Below are 23,183 nucleotides of genomic sequence, written 5' to 3'. Positions count from 1 at the left end.
TGAAAAATGACACAGACAGATATTCCGAGTTTAATTAACCAGATGATGCAGCCGGAATTTTATCCTCATCCGGTGAAACTACCTATTGAACTGATTCAGACCCATGCTTCCTATGTGCTGCTTACTGGCGAGTACGTCTATAAAGTCAAGAAAGCCGTATATTTTGGATTCCTGGACTATTCAAGTTTAGCTCAGCGAAAGCATTTTTGTCAAGAAGAAATGCGCATCAATCAGTCAGTTTCTCCTGAGATTTATTTGGAAGTTGTGCCAATCATTAAAACCAGTGATGGGTTTGGACTAGGGGGAGTGGGTGAGGTGGTAGAGTATGCAGTTAAAATGCGCCAGTTTCCTCAAGAGTCTCTGTTAAGTACTATCCTGGAACAGCAGAATCTTACCACAACTCATAGGTTGGAATTGGGAAAAGTTGTAGCTCAGTTCCATCAAAGGGCGAAGACCAATAATTATATCCGTAGTTTTGGCACAGTTGCTAAAATTCGGGAGGCGATTGACCAAAATTATCAGCAAAGCCAAAAGTACATTGGTGGACCTCAAACTGGGAGCAGGTCAAATAAGCCTAACAAATGAACTACTTGACAAAACAACAAAAATCCTGTGTTCGAGCCGGTCTTAGTTGCAGAACAGATGAACTATTTACCAGAGGAGCAAGCAATTACCCATGAGGGGGCGATCGATAAGGTAAAAATATTCGGTAAAAGTGACATACTCCCCCTATTACCTATTACCCATTACCCATTACCCATCACCATTCCCCATTCCCCATTCCCCATTCCCCATTCCCCAGATAAGCGTACAAATGTTCTGCATAAGTGACATGCTCCCTATTTGAGATGGTAAGTATGACCGACTGGCTTTCCGAGAATTAGCGATCGCAAAAGCCAAGCGTTATCAGTTACCGATACAAATTATTTACGCTCTGCGCACCAGAAGCTGTGTTATGCGAACGCGCCCCGCGTGGCCTACGGCCAATCGCTTATTATCTCGTAGTGGGGATGTGTCTGATGCTACGGTTGATTTGCTTAAGGGTCAACAGGCTGGATTTGAAGGGTTTACAGAAGAGGAACAATCTTTGGTGATTAGGTTGGATACTAGTCAGGATTGGGAATCCCAGTTGTTAAAGTAAGAAGTATGAACAAGGCATCAAGTATCAATTATGAAGGCTTAAGTATCAATTATGAAGTATGAAGGGTTAAGTATGCAGTGTAAGAGCATCTCAATTAGGCTTGACACAAGGAGTTAGAAGAATCTAATCTATGGTCAATGAAACTTGAACTGAGAACTTGAATCATGTAATCATGATCCATACTGATAATAAAAATAACAGTCACAAATGGGAGCGCTCTGATGTTATCGCTGCCTTTGCTTTAATAGTATCAATTTTGACTTTTGTATTTAGCTCTTCAGGACAGAGAGCACTATGTTCCATTGGAGTTTAAAATGAGACCTGTCCTGAAATCCCACCTTGTGTTATCGGTACAGGTGATACTTGTAATTGCGCGGATTTTAAAAGTCAAAGACAAGCTCAATTATTACTGAAAACCTATCCCGGGGATATTCACAACCTCGATGGTGATCAAGACGGTATAGCTTGTGAGAAGCTCTTACAAATCCAAAACTAAAGATGTACTTGGAGGACTGACTTAGGCGTTTGATTGACTTCAGGTTATAACCAAGGTTCAGAAACACCTGTTACCCAAGATCTGGCGGCCAATGCCAGTCGTTCATCTAGTAGTTTATCGATTACGTGGCCATTGAGGTTCGCTCGCTGTACGTGATTCTTATTCTCACAGGGCTGATCTAATGATATAGGGGATATAGGGTATGTATTTACAAATTGTTAAGCTGTAGGTGTTGATGCCCTAATGTGTTATACTTAAGTTGTAAAGAAAAATACAAATATGCGCTTATTATAAAGAGAAAAAGTTATTTATAGTAAGGAATCAAGGTCTTCTTTGTGGTATCAAAGGCGAAAAACATCTATGATACCAAATTTTAGCTAAAATCAGCAATCAGCTATCACGTTCTTGAGGGTTGGGTTGTTCAGGATAACTGATGTACTCCCGTACCTCAGTTAAATACCTAAGTTTTCCTTGATCAAAAAATTGACTATATAGCACTACCCATTCAGATTAGGACATTGTCTTGATGCAAAGCGCGAGTGGGGGAAACCACGGCAAAGCGCGAGTGGTTTGAAGTTACCGTAAGACAGGCTCGCCTTAATCAATAAGTTTTAACCCTTTTTTGCATAACCTACCAACCATAAAGGCTCAACGTAATCAGGTTTCGTCTCCGGGGGGAACCCCCAAGACCGCGCTGCCTCCCCAAGACCGTAATGGTGCGTTTTCCGCATTAAGAATGAAATTCGCCACGGGTCGCACCTCTGCATCGCTCCTAAACTCCGAAACGTAAGTAATCGCTTACTTTTGACTTCTGACTTCTAACTTCTGACTTGCCCGTAGCGCTATAAGTACCCGCAAGGGTACTGTCAAGCCTAGTGCAACCTTGCGATTATGTACATGGAAAGAACATTCACTTGAGTTCTTTGTAGTAGTTAATTGTAAGGAGAATGGTTATGTCAGAAACTGAAATAGTTTCCAATCAAACCAACCAAGGCAAGGAAATAGAACGGGAGGATCAGCAGCTCCATGAAATCACTTCCAGCGAAACTCAATCCCAGTCAATAGATACCGAAGACCAATTTGAGGGAATGATGGGTCGCGGTGAAATCGAAGCAGTACCCAGATTCAATAAATCCCGAGCGCTTAATGAGGGTTTTGATTTCCAGGAAAGAATGTTGGTCACAGAGGATATGGAAAATCTTCCAGATGCTGGTGCTGGAGAATTCCAAAGGCCAGAGTCAGTATGTGGTAGTGACGACCGCATCCGCATTTCTTCACTTACTAGTATGCCCTGGCGATGGATTTGCCAGTTAATCATTACCAAAGCTAATGGGAGGCGGTCTCTGTGTACTGGCTGGTTGATTGGACCACGGACAGTAATGACTTCTGGACACTGCGTCTATAGCCATAGTGCTGGTGGTTGGGCCAGGAAAATTGAGGTCTTTCCCGGTATTGATGAAAACGAAGCTCCCTTCGGCTCCCAAGTTAGCACATCCTTCCGCAGTGTAAAAGGCTGGACACAAGAACAAGATGATGATTTCGACTACGGAGCAATTATTCTACCGGATGACACCCTAGGGAACCGAGTCGGCTGGTTCGGATTTGCCAATCTATCCGACGACTTACTCACAAATCTACTGATAAATAACTCTGGCTACGCTGGTGACAAACCATTTGGCACACAATGGTTCAATGCTGGTCGAATTACCAGAATCACTGGTCGCAAGCTCTCCTATATGCTCGATACCTATGGCGGTCAAAGCGGTAGCCCAGTCTGGCGCTTGCAAGATGGTCAACACCATGTAGTGGGAATTCACGGCTATGGTGGCTGTCCTAACAGTGCTGTCCGCATCAATAAGTCTGTGTTTGATAACATGTCGGCTTGGAAAAATGTCTAATATAGCGCTACGCGCAAGTCAGAAGTCAGAAGTCAGAAGTCAGAAGTCAGAAGTCAGAAGTCAGAAGTCAGAAGTCAGAAGTCAGCTATGACTAAGTTTAGGAGTTTAGGAATGTCAAACATCTGAATGCGTTGCTATATCAGCTTTTAGTTATCAGCTTTTAGCGTGAGCTAAAAGCTGACGGCTGACGGCTGACGGCTGACCACTGATACCTGAATGCTTACAGTTCAACTAACAAAGGAAAAAACTGTCAGATGACTACTAAACTACAAATTCCTGTTAAATCTTTTGCTTTGAGCAGTCTTATCGGATTATGCCTGCTGTTTTCCGCTTGTAGCGCTCCGCAACCAGACGTTCCATCGGAAAACAATCAGGGTAATAATCCAGATAATAATCCAATAGAAAGGTCAACTGATGAACAAATGATTATCGAAGGTAAAATTGTCGCAGTTATGGAAAGCTTCCCTCTACAGTTAAAGGTAGAGACGAAGTCTGGTTCCTATAGTGTACAACTTCTTTCCGATACCAAAATCACTCGTCAAGGAGAAACTGTTGACCCAGGAAAATTAAGTCCTGATCAGAAGGTTCGGATTAAAGGTCAGAGTTCTGGTTCCAGTAAGTCTGCTATCACTGCTCAAACTATTGAAATCCTTTAGTAAGCTATCAGCATTCAGCTATCAGCATTCAGCGGTCAGCGGTCAGCGGTCAGCGGTCAGCGGTCAGCCTTCAGCGGTCAGCCTTCAGCGGTCAGCGGTCAGCGGTCAGCGGTCAGCGGTCAGCCGTTAGCGGTCAGCCTTCAGCGGTCAGCCTTCAGCGGTCAGCGGTCAGCGGTCAGCGGTCAGCCGTTAGCCGTTAACTGTTCGCGTAGCGTGCGCGTAGCGCATAAGCTGATAACTGATAACTGATAACTGATAACTAAAAACTGAAAACTGAAAACTGAAAGCTGAAAGCTGAAAACTGAAAGCTGAATGCTGAAAGCTGAAAGCTGAAAGCTGAAAGCTGAAAGCTGAAAACTGAAAACTGAAAACTGAAAACTGAAAGCTGAAAGCTGAAAGCTGACCGCTGAAAGCTGAAAGCTGAATGCTGACCGCTGAATGCTTAGAAATCACCTTTGTTTATCTAACAATGGAGCTGCCTCTAGCAAGGTTCTAGTGTAAGGATGCTCAGGATTAGTAAACAGGTCATGAGTTGGTTTCTTTTCAACAATCTGACCTTTATTCATCACGGCGATTCCATCACAGAAAAACCGTGCTACCCAGAGGTCATGAGTAATAAACAAATAGGTAAGATTAAAGGCTTCTTTCAACTCCAACATTAATTCTAGTACTTGAGTTTGGACACTAGCATCCAGCATACTCACTGGTTCATCACAAATCACCAAACTAGGATGAGTAATCAATGCCCGAGCAATAGCAACCCGTTGTTGTTGTCCTCCAGAAAGGTCAGCAGGATATCGATTATAGTAATCTTCTACAGGCGTTAATCCTACCCGTTCTAGCATTTCCTTGACCTGGTTTTTTGCTGCTGTTGGATTAGCCGCTAATTTATGAATAAATAACGGATCGGCAATACTTTCTCCCACAGTCATTAAAGGATTAAGACAAGCATGGGGGTCCTGAAATACCATTTGGATTTGACGACGAATCTCTTGTAGGGAATGTCGATTGAGTGTAGCTAAATTTGTGCCTTGAAACTCAACGGTTCCAGCAGTAGGACGAACTAATTGCAAGATAGTGCGAGATAAAGTACTTTTACCACAACCGGATTCTCCTACTAGTCCCAAAATTTCACCAGGATATAAATCAAAACTGACGTTATCCACAGCTTTGATAACGTTTTTTTCTTGAGATACCAGTTGCTGAATAAAATTGCTTTCTAAGGTATAATATTGCTGGAGATTGGTAACCCGTAGCAAAGGGGTAGGAATGGCAGAGCTGGAATTACCCTCATTGTCATTAGTGTCAGGGTCATTAGTGTCAGTGTGCTCTCTAACTGCCTGGAGATGTAGAGCTGCTTCTAAAAGCGATCGCGTATAATCATGGTTAGGTTGCCACAGAATCTGTGCCACTGGCCCAGTTTCCACCATTTTCCCACCATACATGACCGCAATGCGATCGCAATATTCCCCGATCATGGCCAAATCGTGAGAAATCAGTAACAGTGCCATGTCCCGTTCTCGACAAGCCATGGTTAATTCTTCTAATATCTGTGCCTCTACCGTAACATCCAAGCTAGTGGTGGGTTCATCTGCTACAATTAGCTTGGGATTGAGCAACAAGGCTAATGCGATCGCAACCCGTTGCCGCATCCCACCACTAAATTCATGGGGATATTGAGAGAAGCGATTAGCGGGAATTTTCACCGCATCTAGAGTTTCTATTACTTTTGCTTTAGTCTCACGTCCTGATAGCTGGGGTTGGTGAGCTCTGAGGGTTTCTAGGCAGTGTTCCCCTATACTCATTAAAGGGTCAAGGCGAGTCATCGGGTCTTGAAAGACTAGGGCTACTGCTTCTCCCCGAAACTGGCGCAGCTGTGCAGGGGTTAAATCAAAGACAGACTTTCCTGCAAACCTAACCTGTCCTTTCACTCGGGACCGTTGCGGTAACAACTGCATGATTGCTCGTCCCAGAGTAGACTTACCGCAGCCTGACTCACCGACTAATCCCAGTCGGTCCCCTGAATCTAGGATAAAGGAAACATCATCTACTGCCCAAGTGGGTTTTTCAAGGGATTGGCTGCTAGGATAGGCCACCTGCAAGTTTTCGACACAAAGTAGCGCTTCACTCATCTATTAAATATTTCTCTCCCAATAATATAAAAACTTTGATGCCATAACCATTAAATTTTGATTAAAATTTGTAAAGCTAGACTAATTCCTATCTAAGTCAACTGCTCTGATCGAGTTCATGAGGCCGCCAGTAGGATTGAGCAAAGTTATCCTATAAACATCTTTTTGACATCTTTTTGTCAGGGCATCACCATGGAACCTGTAAATCCCCAAGTGTCTAATCACTATCAGCCAGATTCAAATTCTCAAAGCCAAGAAGAAACCAAAGCCAAATCCTCGGCATGGCTACTCACAGTCCTGTTTTTGGTAGGAGGTCTAGCTTTGTTGCAAATCTCGACAGTACCAGAACCCCCTGTAGCCCAGACGAAAACTAAACAGACACCACCGCGACCTGTAGAAACTATTCCCCTGACCTTAGGTAAAGGAATTAAACGGATCCAGTTACTGGGTGAAGTAGAGGCAAGTGAAAAAATCACGATTAAATCTCAGGTGGATGGTGTAATACAACAAGTCAAAGTCCGAGAAGGCGATCGCGTTAAACCGGGCATGACCATTGCTATTCTTGATGGTGCTGACCAACAGTTAGCCCTCGCCCAAGCTAAGGCAAGGCTTGCTCAGGAAAAAAGTAATCTCGCTCGATTACAAGTGGGAACCCGTCCAGAAATTCTTGCCCAACGGCAAGCAGAACTGGATGCCGCTAAAGCTAGGGAACAAGAAGCAAAGGACAACCTTGATGGTATGATAGCCGTCCAACCCAATTTAATTGCCCAACGGCAAGCAGAACTAGATGGGGCTCAAGCTCGGGAACAAGAAGCCAAGGATAACCTAAAACGCATTGAAGCCCTAACTCTGGAAGGAGCTCTGTCTGAACGAGCAAAAGTGGAAGCCGAAAAAGCAGCTGATGCAGCTACCAGTGAGCGCTTACGGGCTCAAGCTGCCCTAAGTGCAGAACAAACTAAAACCCAGCAAGAGATTGCTGAAGCCAGAAGTACCGTTGATGCCACCATCAGTGAGCGGTTGCGCATTGCAGCTCTGTTAGCGGAAGCCCAAGTCGGACCAACCCAGGAAGAAATTGATGCCCAGAAAGGGGTAGTAGCAGCAGCTGTTGCAGCGGTTGAGCAAGCTCAACTAGCATCAGAACGAGCCACGATTAAAGCGCCTATAGCCGGAGTTGTGCAATCCCGCCAGGTTGACACTGGCAACTATGTTGAAGGTGGCGATGCCATCATTACCTTGGTCAATAATGCTCAATTCGATATCTTTCTACAAGTACCAGAAAAGTTTACTAATCAGGTCAAACCAGGGATGTATGTGGAATTAACTGCACCGCGAAGTTTACCTAACTGGCAGCAACGAGCACAGATTACCAGCGTTGTGCCTACAGCCAATGCCAACTCACGGCGACAACTAGTAAGGGTAAATCTCAACAATCCCCCAAAAGACTTATTAGCTGGAATGGGAATTGAAGCCACCTTAGATTTACCCATTGATGTAGATCCCAGTTTTGTTATCCCCCGTGATGCCATCATTAAACGAAAAAACCAATCCTTAATATATACCATTTACCAAGACAAAGCACAAGAGTTTACCGTAGAAATATTAGCGGATATGGGGGAAAAACTCCTGATCACTAATCAAAAATTACAAGCCAATCAACCCCTAGTTGTGTCAGGTGGTGAAGGACTAAAAAACGGCGCACCAGTCAAAATTACTAGTCCTTAATTCCTAATTATTGAACCTATTGCAAACCTGAAAAACTAGTACCGCTGTGCGGAATTCAAAATTCAAAATTCAAAATTCAAAATTCAAAATTATTACATGTTTAGTTATTAGAGGTTTAATATATAAGAGTTTTGCTATTTTTGAAAAGTATATTGATTTCCGCCGTGCTGTATAGCGGTTTTCAATTTGGTGAGGTACAGATTACCTGGTTTTAGGGAACAGCGGATCTGGGAACAGGGAACAGGAAAGAGGAACCCACCCCTAGGGTGTGTTTTCAAAGTTTTCCGCAAGATATTAGATCCCCCCCAGCCCCCCTTATTAAGGGGGGAGCCATACTCAAAGTCCCCCTTTTTTAAGGGGGACCAACGGGGGTACTCGGAGTTTGAAGACACGCCCTAACCCCTCCCAGGAGGGGAAGAGGGAACAGGGAAAAAATCCTGTGTACCTCATTAGGCTAGAAACCGCTATATTAGTCTCTAGAATCCTTCCCGATTCCCGATTCCCGATTCCCGATTCCCGATTCCCGATTCCCGATTCCCGATTCCCGATTCCCTGTTCCCTAATTCCTAGTTCCTAAAGTTGCCAACTTCGGTGAAATTTGATGAAACTTATCGAAACAGCTGTCCGCTGGCGACACGGAACATTTGTTCTGTTCTGCCTCCTAGCCCTATGTGGCATCTTAGCCCTATTCCAGCTTCCCCTAGAACTTAGACCAGGAGGTGATACCCCAGAAATTACCATTAGCACCTCCTACGGTGGAGCAGGACCGACGGAAGTAGAAGACCTGATTACTAGACCGATCGAAGAAGCGCTCGAAGAAGTCACAGGAGTTAAAGAAATTACCAGTAGCTCTCGCCCTGGACGCAGTCGGATTTCTCTGGAATTCAATTGGGGAACAGATATTGATGCTCGCTTAGTAGATGTCTTGAGCAAATTACAGCGAGTGTCCTCTCTACCTCCAGAAGCGGGAGACCCCTCTGCTGAAGTGGTCAGTGGTGTTAGCCGTCCCATGATGTGGATTGTCCTAATGCCCAAAGAAGGCTATGATTCTGACCCAGACCATTACCGTGACTTGATTAAAGATGCCATCGTACCCAAGTTACGCCAAGTCGAAGGAGTAGCTCAGGTTCTTACTCCTGGGGGACGGGAACGGGAAGTGGAGGTGATTGTAGACCCGAAAGCCTTAGCTGACCGCAATCTAACCCTTTCTAATGTCGTGAATACTTTGCGCAATAATAACCGCAATATTCGGGGTGGACCGATGGTAGTGGGAAGACGGGAATACCGAGTCCGCACCGTCAGTCGCTCTGAGGATGTGAAGGAGTTGGAAGGGTTTGTGTTGCGCCGAGACCAATCAGGAACTGTCTATTTGGGGGATGTAGCTGATGTCGAAATTGGTCGCAAGCTTGAAAGTACGGTTCTTGTAGCAAATGACCAACCAACCGCTGGCATTGGTATCGAAAGACGAATTGGTGCCAATGTCCCAGAGATATCTAAGGGGGTCAGAGCAGTACTCAAGAAACTGGAAGCCCAACTGGAACAGCAAGGGGAAGGTGTCCAGTTCTTAATTAACTACGACGAGAATGACTATATTAACCAATCTATTGCGTTAGTGCAGCAAAATTTGATCATGGGGGCAATTCTAGCATCCCTAGTGTTGCTGCTGTTTCTCGGGTCATTGCGAACCGTAGCAGTCATTGCCCTTACTATTCCGACTACTATTATTACCGTCTTTATTGTCTTAGCCTTGCTAGGTCGGTCTCTGAATGTGATCAGTCTGGCAGGATTAGCCTTTGCGGTCGGAATGGTCGTAGATAATGCCATTGTGGTGCTAGAAAATATCTTCACCCACATGCAACGGGGAAAAAATCCGCTCCGAGCTGCTATTGACGGTACTCAAGAAGTGTGGTCAGCTATGCTAGCCTCTACTCTGACTACCGTAGCAGTATTTGCTCCCATTGTTTTAGTCACAGGGGAAGCAGGACAGCTGTTCTTTGATATTGGTATTGCTCTATCGACATCGGTATTGTTTTCCCTGTTTGCAGCTCTGACCCTAGTGCCTATGCTATCGGGACTGTTTCTTAATCAAGCGGAGGCGCAACAGATTTTGCAGGGGATGGGGGATGTCGGCACCCAAGGTTTAGACCCAAAACCATTGCGCCCAAAGCAGCGAAATAGAGGAGCCAAAATCCAAAATGTCCTAGTGCTAGCTGTAGCCAAAACTTCAGCAGTGTTTCGAGTATGGCAAGGCAAGCTAGAGGGATTTTTATTAAAAACCGTGCGTTGGTCTCTTGGTGGCAAACGGATCGGAAGGCGTTTGGCTGTGTTGTTGATTCCTGTAGTATTGCTCTTTGTCAGTATTCGGTTACTCCCCCCCATGGATTACCTACCAGAAGGGAACCGTAATTTAATTATGTGGTTAACGGAACCCTTTCCAGGCACCAGTATTCCAGAATTCCTACGGCTATCTCAACCGGCCAGAAAGTTTTTGGCACAGCAGCCGGAAATTGACCGAACCTTGCTATTAGCAAGCTCCGGATGGAAAGCAATTTTTGTCCTTCTCAAGCCAGAGTTAGCTACCGCTAGGAATCTCGATGACATGGTGAATCGGATGGGAAAGGTAAAGTCTAATTTCCCTGGTTATCGCTTTGTGGTTGCCAGGCGCACTGCCATTTTTCGGAATCCAGGCAAGTCCTATAAAGTGCGTCTGGTAGGACAAGACCTGGATCAATTAAACCAGTGGGGTCAGGATATTACTAAGCAATTGCGCCAACTGGACGGTGTGCGCAATGCTCGTTCCAGTTTTGTTACTGGTGCGCCAGAATTACAAGTAATTCCCAATCGGGTGCGACTGGCAGAAGTGGGCTTGTCAGAAGCTGAGTTAGGGAGAATGGTTGAAGCTGCTCTCGGTGGGATTAAAGCCTCAGAATTTGTGGATGGTAAACGGGAACTGGATGTGACCGTTGAATTACAACATACCGTTGTCAAAACCCCAGAGCAGTTGCGTCAGTTAGTGATCTATACTCCCAATGGTGGGCAAGTACAACTAGCTGATGTCGCTGAAGTAGTAGATACCACCGGACCCGATCGGATTGACCGAGTGGATTTACAGCGTTCTATTACCCTAACCGTTAGTGTCGAGCGCTCAGCTCCCTTAGGCAAACTAGTTCAACAGACAGAGCAGCAAATTCTCAAACCCTTCCGGAAAAACCTACCTGCTGGCTATCGTGTCGAGTTAGCTGGTTCGGCAGATTTGCTATCGGAAACGTTAGTGCAGTTGGGGTCAATCTTTATTCTGTCTTTAGTGATTACCTATCTGTTGCTAGTCGCACTCTACCATTCTTTTCTCTATCCCATCGTAATTATGGCAACCGTACCGATAGGATTAACCGGAGCGTTGTTGAGTTTGGTGATAGTGAACAGAATTCCTGGTGTTTTGGTACCACTGGATATGATTACTGGGTTGGGATTTGTGATTCTGACTGGAGTTGTGGTGAATAATGCCATCCTTTTGGTAGACCGAGCCTTGCAATTACAGCAACAAGGAATAGATTACGATACATCGTTGTATAAAGCTGTATGCGATCGCTTACGACCGATATTCATGTCTGCTGGCACTACAGTACTAGGAATGTTACCGCTAGCAGTAATACCAGGGAAAGGAGCTGAATTATATCAAGGGTTAGGGATTACCTTAACTGGGGGATTAGCCTTGTCTACATTACTGACACCTACAGTAGTTCCAGCATTGATGGGATTATTAGGAGACTTTAGGGGTCAAAAGCTGAAACCTTCTGAGGTGAATAATAAGGAAGAATCCCGTGAAATGGTTAGAGTTGATTAATCTGACGTTGCTGATTCAGTAACACCCATATCCTCACCCTGACTAGGCGTTTGCTACCATCTGAAATAGCAACCTGATAAAGTCATGACTCTAGCAATTGCCCTTGAACCCGCACCAATAGAGACAGATGCCTATGGTGTTGTACGAGTTGGCAAAACTCGTGTCACCTTAGACACTGTTGTGACTGCTTTTCTTGAGGGATGCACGCCAGAGGAAATCGCAGAGCAATATCCATCACTACAACTACCAGATATCTACTTGGTTATCGGTTACTACCTCAGACATCGAGATGAGGTTCATACCTATCTGGTAGAACGTCAACGTCAGAGAGATGCAATTCAGCAGGAGGCTGAACAACGCTTTAATCCAATGGGAATACGCGATCGCTTATTAGCTAGGCGCAATCAATCCAGGTAATCCCAAATGGTTCGATTCCTGGCAGATGAAAATTTTAATAACCAAAAGATTAGTTGCTTAATCGATAATGGGTAATGGGTAACTGACCTAACTGTACCTGAGATGATTCCTAAAAAAAAATCGTGTAGGTTAAACATGTATCAGTAGAGTCATCATGTTGCACCAACTCCTCACCTGGATCATAGCCCTAGCCCTAACCCTCTCCACTGCCTTACTACCCATTGCTCCTGCCTCGGCTAACCCAGTCCAAACCGAGAACGTCGAGGTGCAATTGATCAGCGAAGTGATCAACATTCAACCTGGAACCCCCTTCTGGGTAGGACTACACTTCAACATCAATCCCGCCTGGCACACCTATTGGCGAAACCCTGGTGATTCGGGTCTTGGAGCTACCCTTAAGTGGACCCTACCCCCCGGCTTTGAAGTGGGAGACATCGTTTGGCCCTATCCCCAGCGGCTACCCCTTGAGCCATTAATGAACTTTGGCTATGAAGAAGAGGTTACCCTACTCAGCCAAATCACACCCGCAGCCAACCTAGCGACTCCCGATTCTCTGCAACTCCGAGTAAAAGCTGATTGGCTCGTGTGTGAAGTAAACTGTATTCCCGAAGAAGGCACCTTCAACCTCACCTTACCAATTACCTCTAGACCTCCCTTAGTCAACCAAAATTGGGCACAGGTATTTGAGCAAGCCCGTCAAGGTCTACCCAAACCCTCCCCATGGCAAGTCACGGTCACTATCGAACCAAAAGACTTAGTCCTGCACGTTGAAGCCCCGGAAATGGAAGAGGCTCAAATCCAAGAGGTGACCTTTTTCCCACATCAAGACGGTATCATTAGCAACCCAGCGCCTCAAATCGCAGAACTTAATCAAGATGGAATCACCTTGCGATTAGAGCGAGGCTATCTTAGGAAACTCGACCCCATCACTGGAGTGCTAGTGGTTCGAGAATCCCTAGACAACCAATCCGTAGTCCAAGCCTTCTCCATTGAAGCCGCAGTCAGCAATGAAATAGGCAAAACCGCCCCAACCCCAACCCAACCCCGATGGCAATTGCTCCTGCTAGCACTACTCGGAGGCATAATCCTAAACCTGATGCCCTGTGTTTTGCCAGTGCTATCCCTCAAAGCACTCAACATAGTCCAAAAATCCCAGAAAAGTCCCAAACAAGTGAGACGCCATGCGATCGCATTCACCGTAGGCATTCTGGTCAGTTTTACGGTAGTGGCCAGTGTGCTATTAATTTTGCGATCGCTAGGGCAACAAATCGGCTGGGGATTCCAGCTACAATCCCCCGTTTTCGTGACCTTAATGGCATATCTAATGTTTGCGGTTGGCTTAAGTCTATCGGGAGTCTTTATCTTCGGTGCTTCCATCATGGGAATTGGGCAACGATTAACCACTCGCTCAGGATACATCGGGGAATTTTTCACAGGAGTCTTTGCCACCGTAGTCGCCACTCCCTGCACCGCACCATTCATGGCAACCGCCCTGGGAGTAGCCCTGACCCAATCCGTACCGATAGCGATCGCAATCTTTGAAATGCTCGGTCTTGGGCTAGCCCTGCCCTACCTAGCCATTAGCTTCACCCCAGGATTGCAGCGTATTTTACCCAAACCAGGAGCATGGATGGAAACCTTCCAACAGCTTCTGGCATTCCCCATGTACGCCGCCACCGCCTGGTTAATCTGGGTATTAGTCCAGCAAACTGGAACCAACGGTTTAGCAGCTGCCCTAACAGGGCTAATCCTAATTGCCTTTGCCACTTGGTTGCACCAAAAAACCCGCCTACTCCCCCCTCTAGGAAAGCATCTTGGCTCAATCTGCGCCTTAGTCGCCCTAGGATTTTCCCTGAGCTTAGCCCAAGTTTCCACCACCACTCCTACTGCACTGACCCATAATCAAAATAACGGCATCAAATGGCAAGGCTATACAGCTCAACGACTAGTTAAACTAAGGCAATCAGGAAGCCCAGTATTCCTGAATTTTTCAGCATCCTGGTGCATTACCTGTCTAGTTAATGAGCGTGTAGCCCTCAACCAGCCAGAAACCATAGCCGCCTTTGAGTCTAAAAAAATTGCCCTACTCAAAGCAGATTGGACTAATCGTGACCCAGCCATCACCAAAGCTCTAGAATCCTTCGGACGTAGTGGCGTACCCCTTTATGTATTGTATCCACCAGACTCAGAATTTACCCAGCCGATTATACTACCTCAGATTCTATCCCCAGAGCAAGTTCAACGTGCCATCAAAAAACTATAGCAAACGGAGTCAGGAGTCGGGAGTAGCGTAGGGTGCGTTAGGGGCGGGCGAGCCCTCATTTTCTGCCTCTAAACCAGTGTTAAGATAGCCAGCCCCGTAACGCACCATCGGGTCAAACAGCAAACAAGAGATGCACCCCAGCGGATTTGGGAGTAGGGAGTAGGGAATATGGCATCAAAAATTATCACAATTAATTTAGGATCCCTATATAAAATTTAGGTAGAATTTAATGAAATGGCAAATAACAAGTAACAAGTAATAATCAACAATCAACAATCAATAATCAACAATCAGCCATCAAAAAACATGAACAACTTTCTCAAATTTAACGGTCATAAAATTACCACCACTGGATTAGTAGCCCTAGCCTTAATTATCACTGGATGCCAGACTAATCCCCTCACCAAAGATGCCAAAAATACAAGTCAAGTATCCACCGCAATTGCAGCATCATCACCATTAAATATTGATGAAAAAGCACCAGAATTCACTGGAGTTGATAGCAACAATACCACCCACAAGCTCAGTGATTTCAAAGGCAAAGTCGTAGTATTAGAATGGACTAATCACCAATGTCCCTTTGTCCGCAAACATTACAACAGCGGTAACATGCAGAAACTTCAGAAAGAAGCCACCAGCAAAGGAGTAGTCTGGTTATCCATAATCTCTTCAGCTCCAGGAAAGCAAGGTCATGTCACCCCTCAAAAAGCCAATGAATTGATTAAAAGCAGTAGCGCTAATCCCACAGCAGTAATTATAGACTCCGAAGGCACCATTGGTCGTCTATATCAAGCTCGCACCACACCCCATATGTATGTTATTGATACTGATGGAGTCTTAAAATACATGGGAGCAATTGATAATAAACCCTCAGCTAATCCAGCCGATGTAGAAACTGCTAGCAACTATGTCCAAGCTGCTGTGGATAGTGTTATTACTAATAAACCAGTAGAAACAACAGTCACTCAGCCTTACGGTTGCTCAGTTAAATATAATAGGTGAACTACCCCGACCTACTTCGTAGAGGTCGGGGCTTCCAGCTTCACGGAAGAACGCCTTAACTTGGACGGACGCCCACGTCTTGGTCTTACTTCTTCTCCACTGGCGTTGTCCCCCCCCGTCCCAGAGGAGGATAGCATTCTGATTCCTTCTGCCCTAATATTTTTTGCCGCATTACCATCTCTATCGTGGTGAGTTCCACAACTTGGACAAGTCCAAGTCCTTAAGTCAAGTGGTAACTCTTTGATTTGATAATGACAATTAGAACAGGTCTTAGAACTGGGGAACCACCGATTTATCTCTACCAATACTTTCCCTTCTTTTTCGCATTTGTAAGAAAGGAAATTGACAAAGGTTCCCCAGCCCAGATCAGAAATTGCTTTAGCTAATTTATGGTTACGAACCATGCCCTTGACATTCAGGTTTTCGACTACCACTACTTGGTTCTGATCTACTATCTTTCTAGACAGCTTATGTAGGTAGTCTTGGCGGACATTTCCAATTCGCTCGTATACCTTAGCTACAATCTTTCTGGCCTTTTTACGCCCACTGCTGCCTTTTTTCTTTCGAGCAGCAATACGCTGTTTTTTGGCTAACTTCTTTTCATACTTAGCCAGATGCTTGGGATTACTGAACTTAGAGGTCTTTTCACCGTCATAGGTAATCGCCAAATCTTTGATACCTAAGTCAATACCGATCACCTTAGGTGCGCTTGACCTAGGCGAATTTAATTCGCCTAGGTCAAGCGCACCTCCGTTCTTTAACAGCTTCACTCCATCACCCTCGTACTCCATTAACACAGAAGCATAATATTTTCCGGAAGGAGTTTTACTGACTGTCACAGTTTTAAATTCTCCATCCAGTGGTCGGTGAATTACTGCCTTGACAATTCCTAGTTTTCCAGGGAATTTAAGGCAATCTCCTACCTGTTTTACGTTTTGAGGATACTGGATTGATTGACGGTGATGGTACGACTTGAATCTAGGATATTTTGCTCTTCCCTCAAAAAAATTTTGGTAAGCACGACTAAGATTGAGACTCACGGATTGCAGAACCTGAGAGTAACAATCTTTCAGCCATTCAGTCTCCTTTTGTTTCTTGAGCTTTGGCAACATAGAGTTGAGTGCAGATTGCTTTAGCCCAAAGCCAGTTTCTTTATAGGTTTCTATGCACTGATTCAAGGCATAGTTCCACCACCAGCGAGCACATCCAAAATGCTGAGCTAATACTTGAACTTGTTCTTGCGTGGGATAAATTCTAACTTTGACGGCTTTATGTTTCACTGCACTCAACCTTGTTATCGACCTTGCTTAATATTATATGTATTTAGTAGTAATATGTCAAGGGATAAGATGAATTTCCTGGCTCGCTATCCATCCCGGAGACGAAACCTTAGAATAGGGCAGCCTTAATCAATAAGTTTTAAACCTTTTATGCATAGCCGACCAACCATAAAGGCTGCCCTATTCTTGCGGTAACTTCTAACCCAACCTACAACGCACGAGGTTGGGGAATTCCGCGAGTTTTGTTAAAAACAATAGTTAAAGGGTAAATGTTGAAGGTTATTTGTAAGCATATGCGCTACGGGCAGGCTACGCGAACAGCTGTCAGCTGTCAGCCGTGAGCTTAAAATAACATTGAAAGTCTGGGGAAAAGCCCATATAAGCATATGCGCTACGGGCACCCTGCTTGAAGTGCGTGGCGTTAGCGGTCAGCTATCATGCAGACTCAATTCAGATTAAAAGAATGGTTACTTGTTGTCTTGATCCAGTCGCTCATGGTTTAAAGTTACCGTAAGAGAGTGGAGCCTTATTACAAAAGACTTAAACCTTTTACCTATAACCTGCCGACTCCGACTATAAAGGCTCCAATTAGAGTCGATGTCCCCTATTACGGGGAGCACCTCTCCTTCAGAACCGTGCATGAAACTTTCGCCTCACACGGCTCCTAGATATCCTTAGCTGAGGTGCGACCCAGGGGCAGTTTATCTGCCCATTGGAAAGCGCACCTCGCTTTTGCTCCAATGTATTTGCTGGTGGCAGCTTTGGTGAACTGCTGATAGGTTCTTTTTTGACCAGTTGTCGTGGTTTCCATCTATGTGATGAAGATGTACATCCTCGTCTTCGATCAACCTCAACCCGCAATATCCGCAGGAATGGTTTTGCTTTTTCAAAGCTTCTGACGTAGCATCGGAGTATAATCGGGAATTTCGATTACTCCAGTATACCAGGTCGCCGTCGTAGGGTGACTTGGTGCCCCTTACGTTTACGTGTTGGTTTTGTTTGTACCCCACTTTTGGGAATGCCTTTTTGCATAGTTCTGTAGCTCTATACCGACTTACTTTCTTTTCCTTTCGGAACTTTCGGTGGGCAGTGTTGCCCATGAACCATAAGGAATCCCTGCTGCTGTTCATATCACAGCTACTATGGTAGTTTCGCCAACCGCGCACGATGGGTGCTAGTTTCGTTGCTTTTATTTCAGCACCATAATTCGAGCTGTTGACCACAGTTTTAATCTTCTTCCGGATGTTTCGGTGGTTTTCCTCTGAGGGAATTGACCGAAACTTTCCGTTTTTCTGGAGGAGGAAATTCCAGCCACGGAGACGAAACCTTAGAATAAAGAAGCCTTAATTAATAATTTTTAACCCTTTTTTGCATAGTCTGTCCCCTGTAAAGGCTTCTTTATTATTACGGTAACTTCATAGGAAGTCAAACCCGTCTGTCGTTTTAGTTAACTTGGTCTTTTCTTCACTGATTTCCATTCCGCGCTCTGCTAGGAAGGCTTTAACTTTGTCTAGTATCTTCTCAGCATTGTCTTTTGGCTTAAGGATGAACACCATATCGTCGGCATATCTCAGACTGGTGTGTATGTCCTCTATTCCGTCGAGTGCGATGTTGGCTAATAAGGGACTCACTACTCCCCCTTGAGGTGTGCCTTGCTCCGGAAACTCGGGATTTACTCCTGCTTTAAGACATCGGAATATTCCCTTTTTGATAGCTGCCGGGGCTATGACGCGCTCCATTATGGAGTTATGTGAGATACGGTCAAAGCATTTTTTGATGTCTAATTCGATCACCCTTTTGTTGATTCCGTTTTTGTCCGATTTTAGATGTAGCTGTAAGCGTTTTTGTACGTCTTGAGCACATCTACCGGTGCGGAATCCGTAGCTATCTCCGCTAAAACCTGCTTCATGAGCTGGTTCTAGCGCAAACTTAATTAGACATTGCCAGGCTCGGTCAGCGATAGTTGGTATTTTCAACATTCTTACTTTTCCATTCTTTTTCGGGATTGGAATTTCACGAACTCGGCTATGCTTCCAGTCAGAGGCATGGTCGTTCAATGTTTCTACCAGTTCCATTCGCTGTCTGTAGTTGAGGCTTGACAGGCCATCAACTCCAGCCGTCTTTTTCCCTTTATTCAATTGTGTGACTTGACGGACAGCCAAAAGTTGTGCTGCACGGGATTTCAGAATCAGTTTTTGTAAAGACCGCGCCTTCTTCAGGTCACCATCTCGAATCGCTTTGAACACTCGCTTTTGTAGGCGGAATAAGTCTTGGCGGAGTTTTTTCCACTTTTGACTTTTCCAGAGGTCGCTATATCTATTGGACATGCGTCTACCTATACTCTCCTAGAGTTTGTGTTTTCTGGATACCCGCAGTCAGTTATTCGACTGCATCTTACCCGACAGTGAGGATTAAGTTTGGCATAACTTACTGAGGTTTCGACCTTTCCCCAGACTCTTTTTGCTGTCGTTTTTACTCGTTCCAACTGTTAGATTGTTTTGACGATTTAGGGCAGTCCGGAGATGAAACCTTAGAATAGTGGAGCCTTACTACAAAATTTTTAACCCTTTTACCCATAGCCGACTAACTATAAAGGCTCCACTATTCTTGCGGTAACTTCTAACCATTTTGCCTATCCTCTTCTCAGAGATTACGATTACCAGAAAGAAAGCATCGTGAGAATAAAAGGATAAAGTCTCGCATATTCTCTTCAGATTGCGGCTTGACCGTCAGACACTTTTTAAGGACTTTTGTTAATCTACCCATGTCGCCTCCCTTTTAGCGGCAGTGTGGCACATCTGATTTACCTCTGATTCCGCCCTGATGCCAGCGTCACTCTGGTGGGTTGCCGCCCACCTCGGTGTGGCCAGATAAGGAGTCACTTGTCTCTTCAAGGGGTGGACTTTCACCACCATTCAACAGTTAGTTGGGTTTTGAAGATTACTCTTCGCGCCCCTAGCTCATACCCCTCCCTACTACGGGAGGCTCCTTAGCTAGAACGAGCCGCACCTCTCTAAGGTTTCGTCTCCGGGGAAACCACGGCAGTTGCTCATGGGGGAACCCCCAAGACCGCGCTGCATTACTTATTCAAAAGCTGTTCGGTGTAGCTTGCCCAAGCGCCCATAAGCTGATAGATGATAGCTGATAGGTGACGTAACTCAACATTACGACGGTTTGCATAACTATGAGGTACAGTAACAACAATGAGCAAACCAGTTACAGGGTAAGCGCATCTTGTCAATAAACCGGGGGTAGTTCTCAATAAACCCAGTATTATTGTGCTTATTGACAATAGATTTTATACATATAGTGTTCATTAAATTAAATAAACACTATATGTAGGAATAAAAAAATTAGATGCGTTTACCCTGGCCGTAGTATCGAAGAAACCTGATTTAACCTAAACAACCTATCCCTAAAATTAAAAATATTTAAAAATTTGCATAAAAGTAAAATAAAATACTGATAACTAAATATGGGTTATTTTTAGTGTGTGTCGAGTTACTAAGATTATCATTATCTTTAAGTAATTGATAGGAGTTATTATGATTTACTTAGCTTTAATAATAGGTTTAATCCAAATAATAGCAGCTTTTATAATGATAGCAGGTCTATCTTGGTTTGTTGCCAATTTTAGCTTACTATTATTATTTATTTTTTTTGAGACTGACAAGATAATCCCTTGGGTATATATATTGTCGTTTTTAATTACATTATATTTTCTAAGAAATATATTTGATCAACCACTTTCACTTATAGGACAAACATTTTTAAAAATATATGAAGAGGTTAAACAGATTAGAGTAAGTAATTTTTATTTGATCTTGGCAGTTTCTGGGATTTTTCTAACTATTTTATATAAGTTAGGGTTTCATAAAGAGGCTTTAATATTAAGTCTTGTTAGTCTTGTTATATGGTTATTGTATTTATTTATTATATGGTCTCAGGATAAGAGTAAGAATTAATAATCTTAGGTTTATTGAATAAATTAAATCTATTGTGATTACTGTTTGACAATCTCATAGAGGTTTATTCTGCTAAAGACACTTCTTATTCAATTCTCGGAGAACTTGGACTAACGGAAGTTTTTTTTAAACTCTTGGAGCTATTAATGCTGAAAGTAGTTGTAGATATTACCATTCGTACCTTACTAACTAGGATAAAATCCCCAACCATACTATAAGTACTGGTTGGGGACTGAGTACAGCGGTTTGCAATTGAGTTAGGTACAAATTCTTGGGTTTTAGGAAGCAGGGACTTCGGAGCAGGGAAGTCGGAAGTCGGAAGTGGGCAAACAATCCTGTGTACCTGATAGTTATGCAAACCGCCGTATTCTAAGCTGATGTGCATTTAAATTGGTTGTTCCCTGTTCCCTGTTCCCTTTTCCCTGTTCCCTTTGAGCAATTTAGGTATCCCAATCTAAATGCTGAACAGCTTAATACTTATCTCTTTTATTAAAAAGCTGACAGCTGACGGCTGAATGCTTACAGATTGGCTGTATCTCTAACTACTTGTAAAAACTGCTCAAGAGTAGGACAAGAATTAGTAATACGCCATCCGATCGCTAACACAATCTCTGCTGTAGAAGGTTGTACTGACCGATACACTACCCCATCTCGACGAAAACGTCTGATCGAATTGGGCAATAGAGCAATTCCCATACCCGCTGCCACAAATCCCAACATCAGTTGGGTTTCATTGGTTACTTGACTCACCTCAGGAGTAAAGCCAGCCTGGTGACAGACACGAATCACCGCCGAATATAAACCACATTGATCCGTATTTAATCCGAGAATAAACGGTTCATCCTGGAGTTGACCTAGTTGCACCTGATCTTGACTAGCTAGGGGATGAGTTTCAGATACTGCCAACACCAACGGTTCTCGCAGAATCGTTTCCAGCATCAGTGATTCATCCACCTTGCGAGGCACAATAAAACCCAAATCAATCCGTTGCTCCAACAATGCCTGAAGTTGTTCCCCAGTTGACATCTCCTTAGCCACAATGTGTACATCAGGGAATTGCTGCTTATAAGCTTGAATCGATAACGGGACAATATCAGCTGAAGAAAATCCCTCAAACCCCAAGATAATCTGGCCAATTTCCCCACGACTAGCTCGCTGAGTCACTTGGACACCCAAATCCACCTGCTTGAGGATCCTTCGCGCCTCTAACACCAACGCCCTACCAGCTTCAGTTAGTTGAATCTGGGGCTTGGTACGATGAAAAAGCTGTACCCCCAAGCTTTCCTCAAGGCGTTTAATTTGACGACTCAGAGGCGGTTGAGCAATATGAAGCCGCTCTGCAGCTCGCCCAAAATTCATCTCTTCCGCCACGACCAGAAAAGTCTTAAGATGATTAAGTTCAATGTTAGATAGCATCAGTCATACCTTTCGAGGTATCAAGTCCCTCCAAAAATTATATTAGACAAAATTCAAATTACTACCTAAGCTAGTAATATAAGCTTCTATGGAGTAAAAACATCAAGTAATTAAGAGCATAAACTGCGTTACCAAATTCTAGAATTAGCCAGGGTAATAGCTCCTAGTTAATAGGTAATTTATAAAACTATAGTTGAGAGGATAAAGATAGTCATAAAGTACGAATTAATTGCTTATTTATTCAACACTAGATATCAAATTTTTGCTTGGTATTGATATCTAGTTTGACCTAGTGGTGCGTTACGGGACGGGCTTTACCAACGCTTACTACCAGGTGGAAAATGAGTTCGAGCCCTTCGGTGGTGCGTTACGGGGCTATTGGCTACGAAGTTGAAATGATGGCAAGGCGCACCCCTAACGCACCCTACACACTTCAACCTTCAACCTGTAAACCTTCAACCTGTAAACCTTCAACCTGTAAACCTTCAACCTATCAACTTTAAACCTATCAACTTTAAACCTTCAAATAACTAACTATGAACGAACTATCACCATCAATGGGATTAAAAGAAGCAATAGAACAGCGTCGTGCTGCCCGTTCATTTCGTCCTGATCCAATTCCCAAAGAAATCTTAACAGAAATTTTTCGCTTAGGAGTGCGATCGCCTTCTGGTTTCAATTTACAACCCTGGCGCTTTATAGTCGTACAGGAGCAAGCTAACAAAGAAAAGTTAAGAGCCTGTGCTTTTAAGCTGTTGCGCATTTAAACTGTGATAACAGCATTGCCTTTGTTTTTTATTTTTCGTACCCATTTTATAATTAACCCTCCTTCATTTAAAAGATGATTTAACAAACATTCTAATTCTTCAATTGATTTGAAAACTCGATTGGCAATATATTCTTTTGCTGAATGCCAAACCAATTCAATTAAGTTATAATCAGGACTATACT

The 23,183-nt window shown here is 44.1% G+C and carries 18 protein-coding genes and 4 pseudogenes; 16 read left to right on the top strand and 6 right to left on the bottom strand.

What is annotated here, in order from left to right; all coding sequences use genetic code 11:
- The first annotated feature begins 6 nt into the window (after positions 1-6).
- From F6K38_RS15115 to F6K38_RS43320, 7 genes are all read left to right on the top strand, one after another.
- Positions 7-585, top strand: coding sequence for a hypothetical protein (locus tag F6K38_RS15115; protein WP_008190580.1), 579 nt, complete (start codon positions 7-9; stop codon positions 583-585).
- 27 nt (positions 586-612) lie between these two features.
- Complete coding sequence (locus F6K38_RS15110; protein ID WP_008190578.1) at positions 613-831, top strand: hypothetical protein; 219 nt, start codon at positions 613-615, stop codon at positions 829-831.
- A 124-nt stretch (positions 832-955) separates the two neighbouring features.
- Entirely contained in the window at positions 956-1,141 is a 186-nt protein-coding gene (locus F6K38_RS15105; protein ID WP_008190569.1) for a hypothetical protein, read from the top strand.
- A 331-nt stretch (positions 1,142-1,472) separates the two neighbouring features.
- Complete coding sequence (locus tag F6K38_RS43325) at positions 1,473-1,637, top strand: excalibur calcium-binding domain-containing protein (RefSeq protein ID WP_081432012.1); 165 nt, start codon at positions 1,473-1,475, stop codon at positions 1,635-1,637.
- A 953-nt stretch (positions 1,638-2,590) separates the two neighbouring features.
- Entirely contained in the window at positions 2,591-3,535 is a 945-nt protein-coding gene (locus F6K38_RS15100; protein ID WP_008190568.1) for a trypsin-like serine peptidase, read from the top strand.
- A gap of 254 nt (positions 3,536-3,789) precedes the next feature.
- On the top strand, positions 3,790-4,191 hold the full coding sequence (locus F6K38_RS15095) for a hypothetical protein (RefSeq protein ID WP_287250651.1): 402 nt from the start codon (positions 3,790-3,792) through the stop codon (positions 4,189-4,191).
- A gap of 20 nt (positions 4,192-4,211) precedes the next feature.
- Positions 4,212-4,391: a hypothetical protein gene (locus F6K38_RS43320; RefSeq protein WP_071986983.1), complete on the top strand. Its 180-nt coding sequence runs from the start codon at positions 4,212-4,214 to the stop codon at positions 4,389-4,391.
- A 249-nt stretch (positions 4,392-4,640) separates the two neighbouring features.
- Here F6K38_RS43320 and F6K38_RS15085 read toward each other — a convergent pair whose 3' ends face one another.
- On the bottom strand, positions 4,641-6,323 hold the full coding sequence (locus F6K38_RS15085) for a dipeptide ABC transporter ATP-binding protein (RefSeq protein ID WP_287267165.1): 1,683 nt from the start codon (positions 6,321-6,323) through the stop codon (positions 4,641-4,643).
- Between the two features lie 192 nt (positions 6,324-6,515).
- Here F6K38_RS15085 and F6K38_RS15080 point away from each other — a divergent pair, with 192 nt between their 5' ends.
- From F6K38_RS15080 to F6K38_RS15055, 6 genes are all read left to right on the top strand, one after another.
- Entirely contained in the window at positions 6,516-8,045 is a 1,530-nt protein-coding gene (locus F6K38_RS15080; RefSeq protein WP_008190564.1) for an efflux RND transporter periplasmic adaptor subunit, read from the top strand.
- 439 nt (positions 8,046-8,484) lie between these two features.
- Entirely contained in the window at positions 8,485-8,622 is a 138-nt protein-coding gene (locus F6K38_RS15075; RefSeq protein WP_154659972.1) for a hypothetical protein, read from the top strand.
- A gap of 24 nt (positions 8,623-8,646) precedes the next feature.
- Entirely contained in the window at positions 8,647-11,889 is a 3,243-nt protein-coding gene (locus F6K38_RS15070) for an efflux RND transporter permease subunit (RefSeq protein ID WP_287267162.1), read from the top strand.
- A gap of 84 nt (positions 11,890-11,973) precedes the next feature.
- Positions 11,974-12,306 (top strand): DUF433 domain-containing protein, encoded by a 333-nt coding sequence (locus F6K38_RS15065; RefSeq protein WP_287267159.1) that lies wholly within the window; start codon positions 11,974-11,976, stop codon positions 12,304-12,306.
- A 154-nt stretch (positions 12,307-12,460) separates the two neighbouring features.
- Positions 12,461-14,569 (top strand): protein-disulfide reductase DsbD family protein, encoded by a 2,109-nt coding sequence (locus F6K38_RS15060; protein WP_287267157.1) that lies wholly within the window; start codon positions 12,461-12,463, stop codon positions 14,567-14,569.
- 306 nt (positions 14,570-14,875) lie between these two features.
- Entirely contained in the window at positions 14,876-15,571 is a 696-nt protein-coding gene (locus F6K38_RS15055) for a redoxin domain-containing protein (protein WP_287267155.1), read from the top strand.
- Positions 15,572-15,582: 11 nt separating this feature from the next.
- Here the strand turns inward: F6K38_RS15055 and F6K38_RS15050 are convergent, their stop codons facing one another.
- From F6K38_RS15050 to F6K38_RS15035, 3 genes and pseudogenes are all read right to left on the bottom strand, one after another.
- Complete coding sequence (locus F6K38_RS15050) at positions 15,583-16,851, bottom strand: RNA-guided endonuclease InsQ/TnpB family protein (protein WP_287294831.1); 1,269 nt, start codon at positions 16,849-16,851, stop codon at positions 15,583-15,585.
- A gap of 701 nt (positions 16,852-17,552) precedes the next feature.
- Positions 17,553-18,164: pseudogene (locus tag F6K38_RS44185) on the bottom strand (HNH endonuclease signature motif containing protein); the annotation flags it as partial.
- 105 nt (positions 18,165-18,269) lie between these two features.
- Positions 18,270-19,178, bottom strand: a pseudogene (locus F6K38_RS15035) (reverse transcriptase domain-containing protein); the annotation flags it as partial.
- Positions 19,179-20,396: 1,218 nt separating this feature from the next.
- Between F6K38_RS15035 and F6K38_RS15030 the strand changes: the two are divergent.
- Positions 20,397-20,816 carry a hypothetical protein gene (locus tag F6K38_RS15030; protein ID WP_287267977.1) on the top strand — a complete coding sequence of 140 codons (420 nt, stop codon included), beginning with the start codon at positions 20,397-20,399 and terminating at the stop codon, positions 20,814-20,816.
- A 519-nt stretch (positions 20,817-21,335) separates the two neighbouring features.
- Here the strand turns inward: F6K38_RS15030 and F6K38_RS15025 are convergent.
- Positions 21,336-22,232, bottom strand: coding sequence for a LysR family transcriptional regulator (locus F6K38_RS15025; RefSeq protein WP_287267978.1), 897 nt, complete (start codon positions 22,230-22,232; stop codon positions 21,336-21,338).
- A gap of 341 nt (positions 22,233-22,573) precedes the next feature.
- Between F6K38_RS15025 and F6K38_RS15020 the strand changes: the two genes are divergently transcribed.
- Together F6K38_RS15020 and F6K38_RS15015 are read left to right on the top strand one after the other, a co-directional pair.
- The gene (locus F6K38_RS15020; RefSeq protein ID WP_287267980.1) at positions 22,574-22,735 is read left to right on the top strand and encodes a hypothetical protein; all 162 of its coding nucleotides are present in this window, start codon (positions 22,574-22,576) and stop codon (positions 22,733-22,735) included.
- A gap of 33 nt (positions 22,736-22,768) precedes the next feature.
- Positions 22,769-22,981, top strand: a pseudogene (locus F6K38_RS15015) (nitroreductase family protein); the annotation flags it as partial.
- Between the two features lie 14 nt (positions 22,982-22,995).
- Here F6K38_RS15015 and F6K38_RS15010 read toward each other — a convergent pair.
- A pseudogene (locus F6K38_RS15010) lies at positions 22,996-23,183 on the bottom strand (IS630 family transposase); the annotation flags it as partial.

It is taken from the genome of Moorena sp. SIO3B2 (genome assembly GCF_010692525.1).
Taxonomy (GTDB): Bacteria; Cyanobacteriota; Cyanobacteriia; order Cyanobacteriales; family Coleofasciculaceae; genus Moorena; species Moorena producens.
Note: the sequence above shows the minus strand (reverse complement) of the source record. Positions and strands in the feature narration are given on the sequence as shown.

What these genes read in the sequence shown, in the direction of transcription:
- F6K38_RS15115 (WP_008190580.1), top strand. Translation starts at nt 7, where the DNA reads ATGACACAGACAGATATTCCGAGTTTAATTAACCAGATGATGCAGCCG.
- F6K38_RS15105 (WP_008190569.1), top strand. Translation starts at nt 956, where the DNA reads ATGCGAACGCGCCCCGCGTGGCCTACGGCCAATCGCTTATTATCTCGT.
- F6K38_RS15100 (WP_008190568.1), top strand. Translation starts at nt 2,591, where the DNA reads ATGTCAGAAACTGAAATAGTTTCCAATCAAACCAACCAAGGCAAGGAA.
- F6K38_RS15095 (WP_287250651.1), top strand. Translation starts at nt 3,790, where the DNA reads ATGACTACTAAACTACAAATTCCTGTTAAATCTTTTGCTTTGAGCAGT.
- F6K38_RS15085 (WP_287267165.1), bottom strand. Translation starts at nt 6,323, where the DNA reads ATGAGTGAAGCGCTACTTTGTGTCGAAAACTTGCAGGTGGCCTATCCT.
- F6K38_RS15080 (WP_008190564.1), top strand. Translation starts at nt 6,516, where the DNA reads ATGGAACCTGTAAATCCCCAAGTGTCTAATCACTATCAGCCAGATTCA.
- F6K38_RS15070 (WP_287267162.1), top strand. Translation starts at nt 8,647, where the DNA reads ATGAAACTTATCGAAACAGCTGTCCGCTGGCGACACGGAACATTTGTT.
- F6K38_RS15065 (WP_287267159.1), top strand. Translation starts at nt 11,974, where the DNA reads ATGACTCTAGCAATTGCCCTTGAACCCGCACCAATAGAGACAGATGCC.
- F6K38_RS15060 (WP_287267157.1), top strand. Translation starts at nt 12,461, where the DNA reads ATGTTGCACCAACTCCTCACCTGGATCATAGCCCTAGCCCTAACCCTC.
- F6K38_RS15055 (WP_287267155.1), top strand. Translation starts at nt 14,876, where the DNA reads ATGAACAACTTTCTCAAATTTAACGGTCATAAAATTACCACCACTGGA.
- F6K38_RS15030 (WP_287267977.1), top strand. Translation starts at nt 20,397, where the DNA reads ATGATTTACTTAGCTTTAATAATAGGTTTAATCCAAATAATAGCAGCT.
- F6K38_RS15025 (WP_287267978.1), bottom strand. Translation starts at nt 22,232, where the DNA reads ATGCTATCTAACATTGAACTTAATCATCTTAAGACTTTTCTGGTCGTG.
- F6K38_RS15020 (WP_287267980.1), top strand. Translation starts at nt 22,574, where the DNA reads ATGAGTTCGAGCCCTTCGGTGGTGCGTTACGGGGCTATTGGCTACGAA.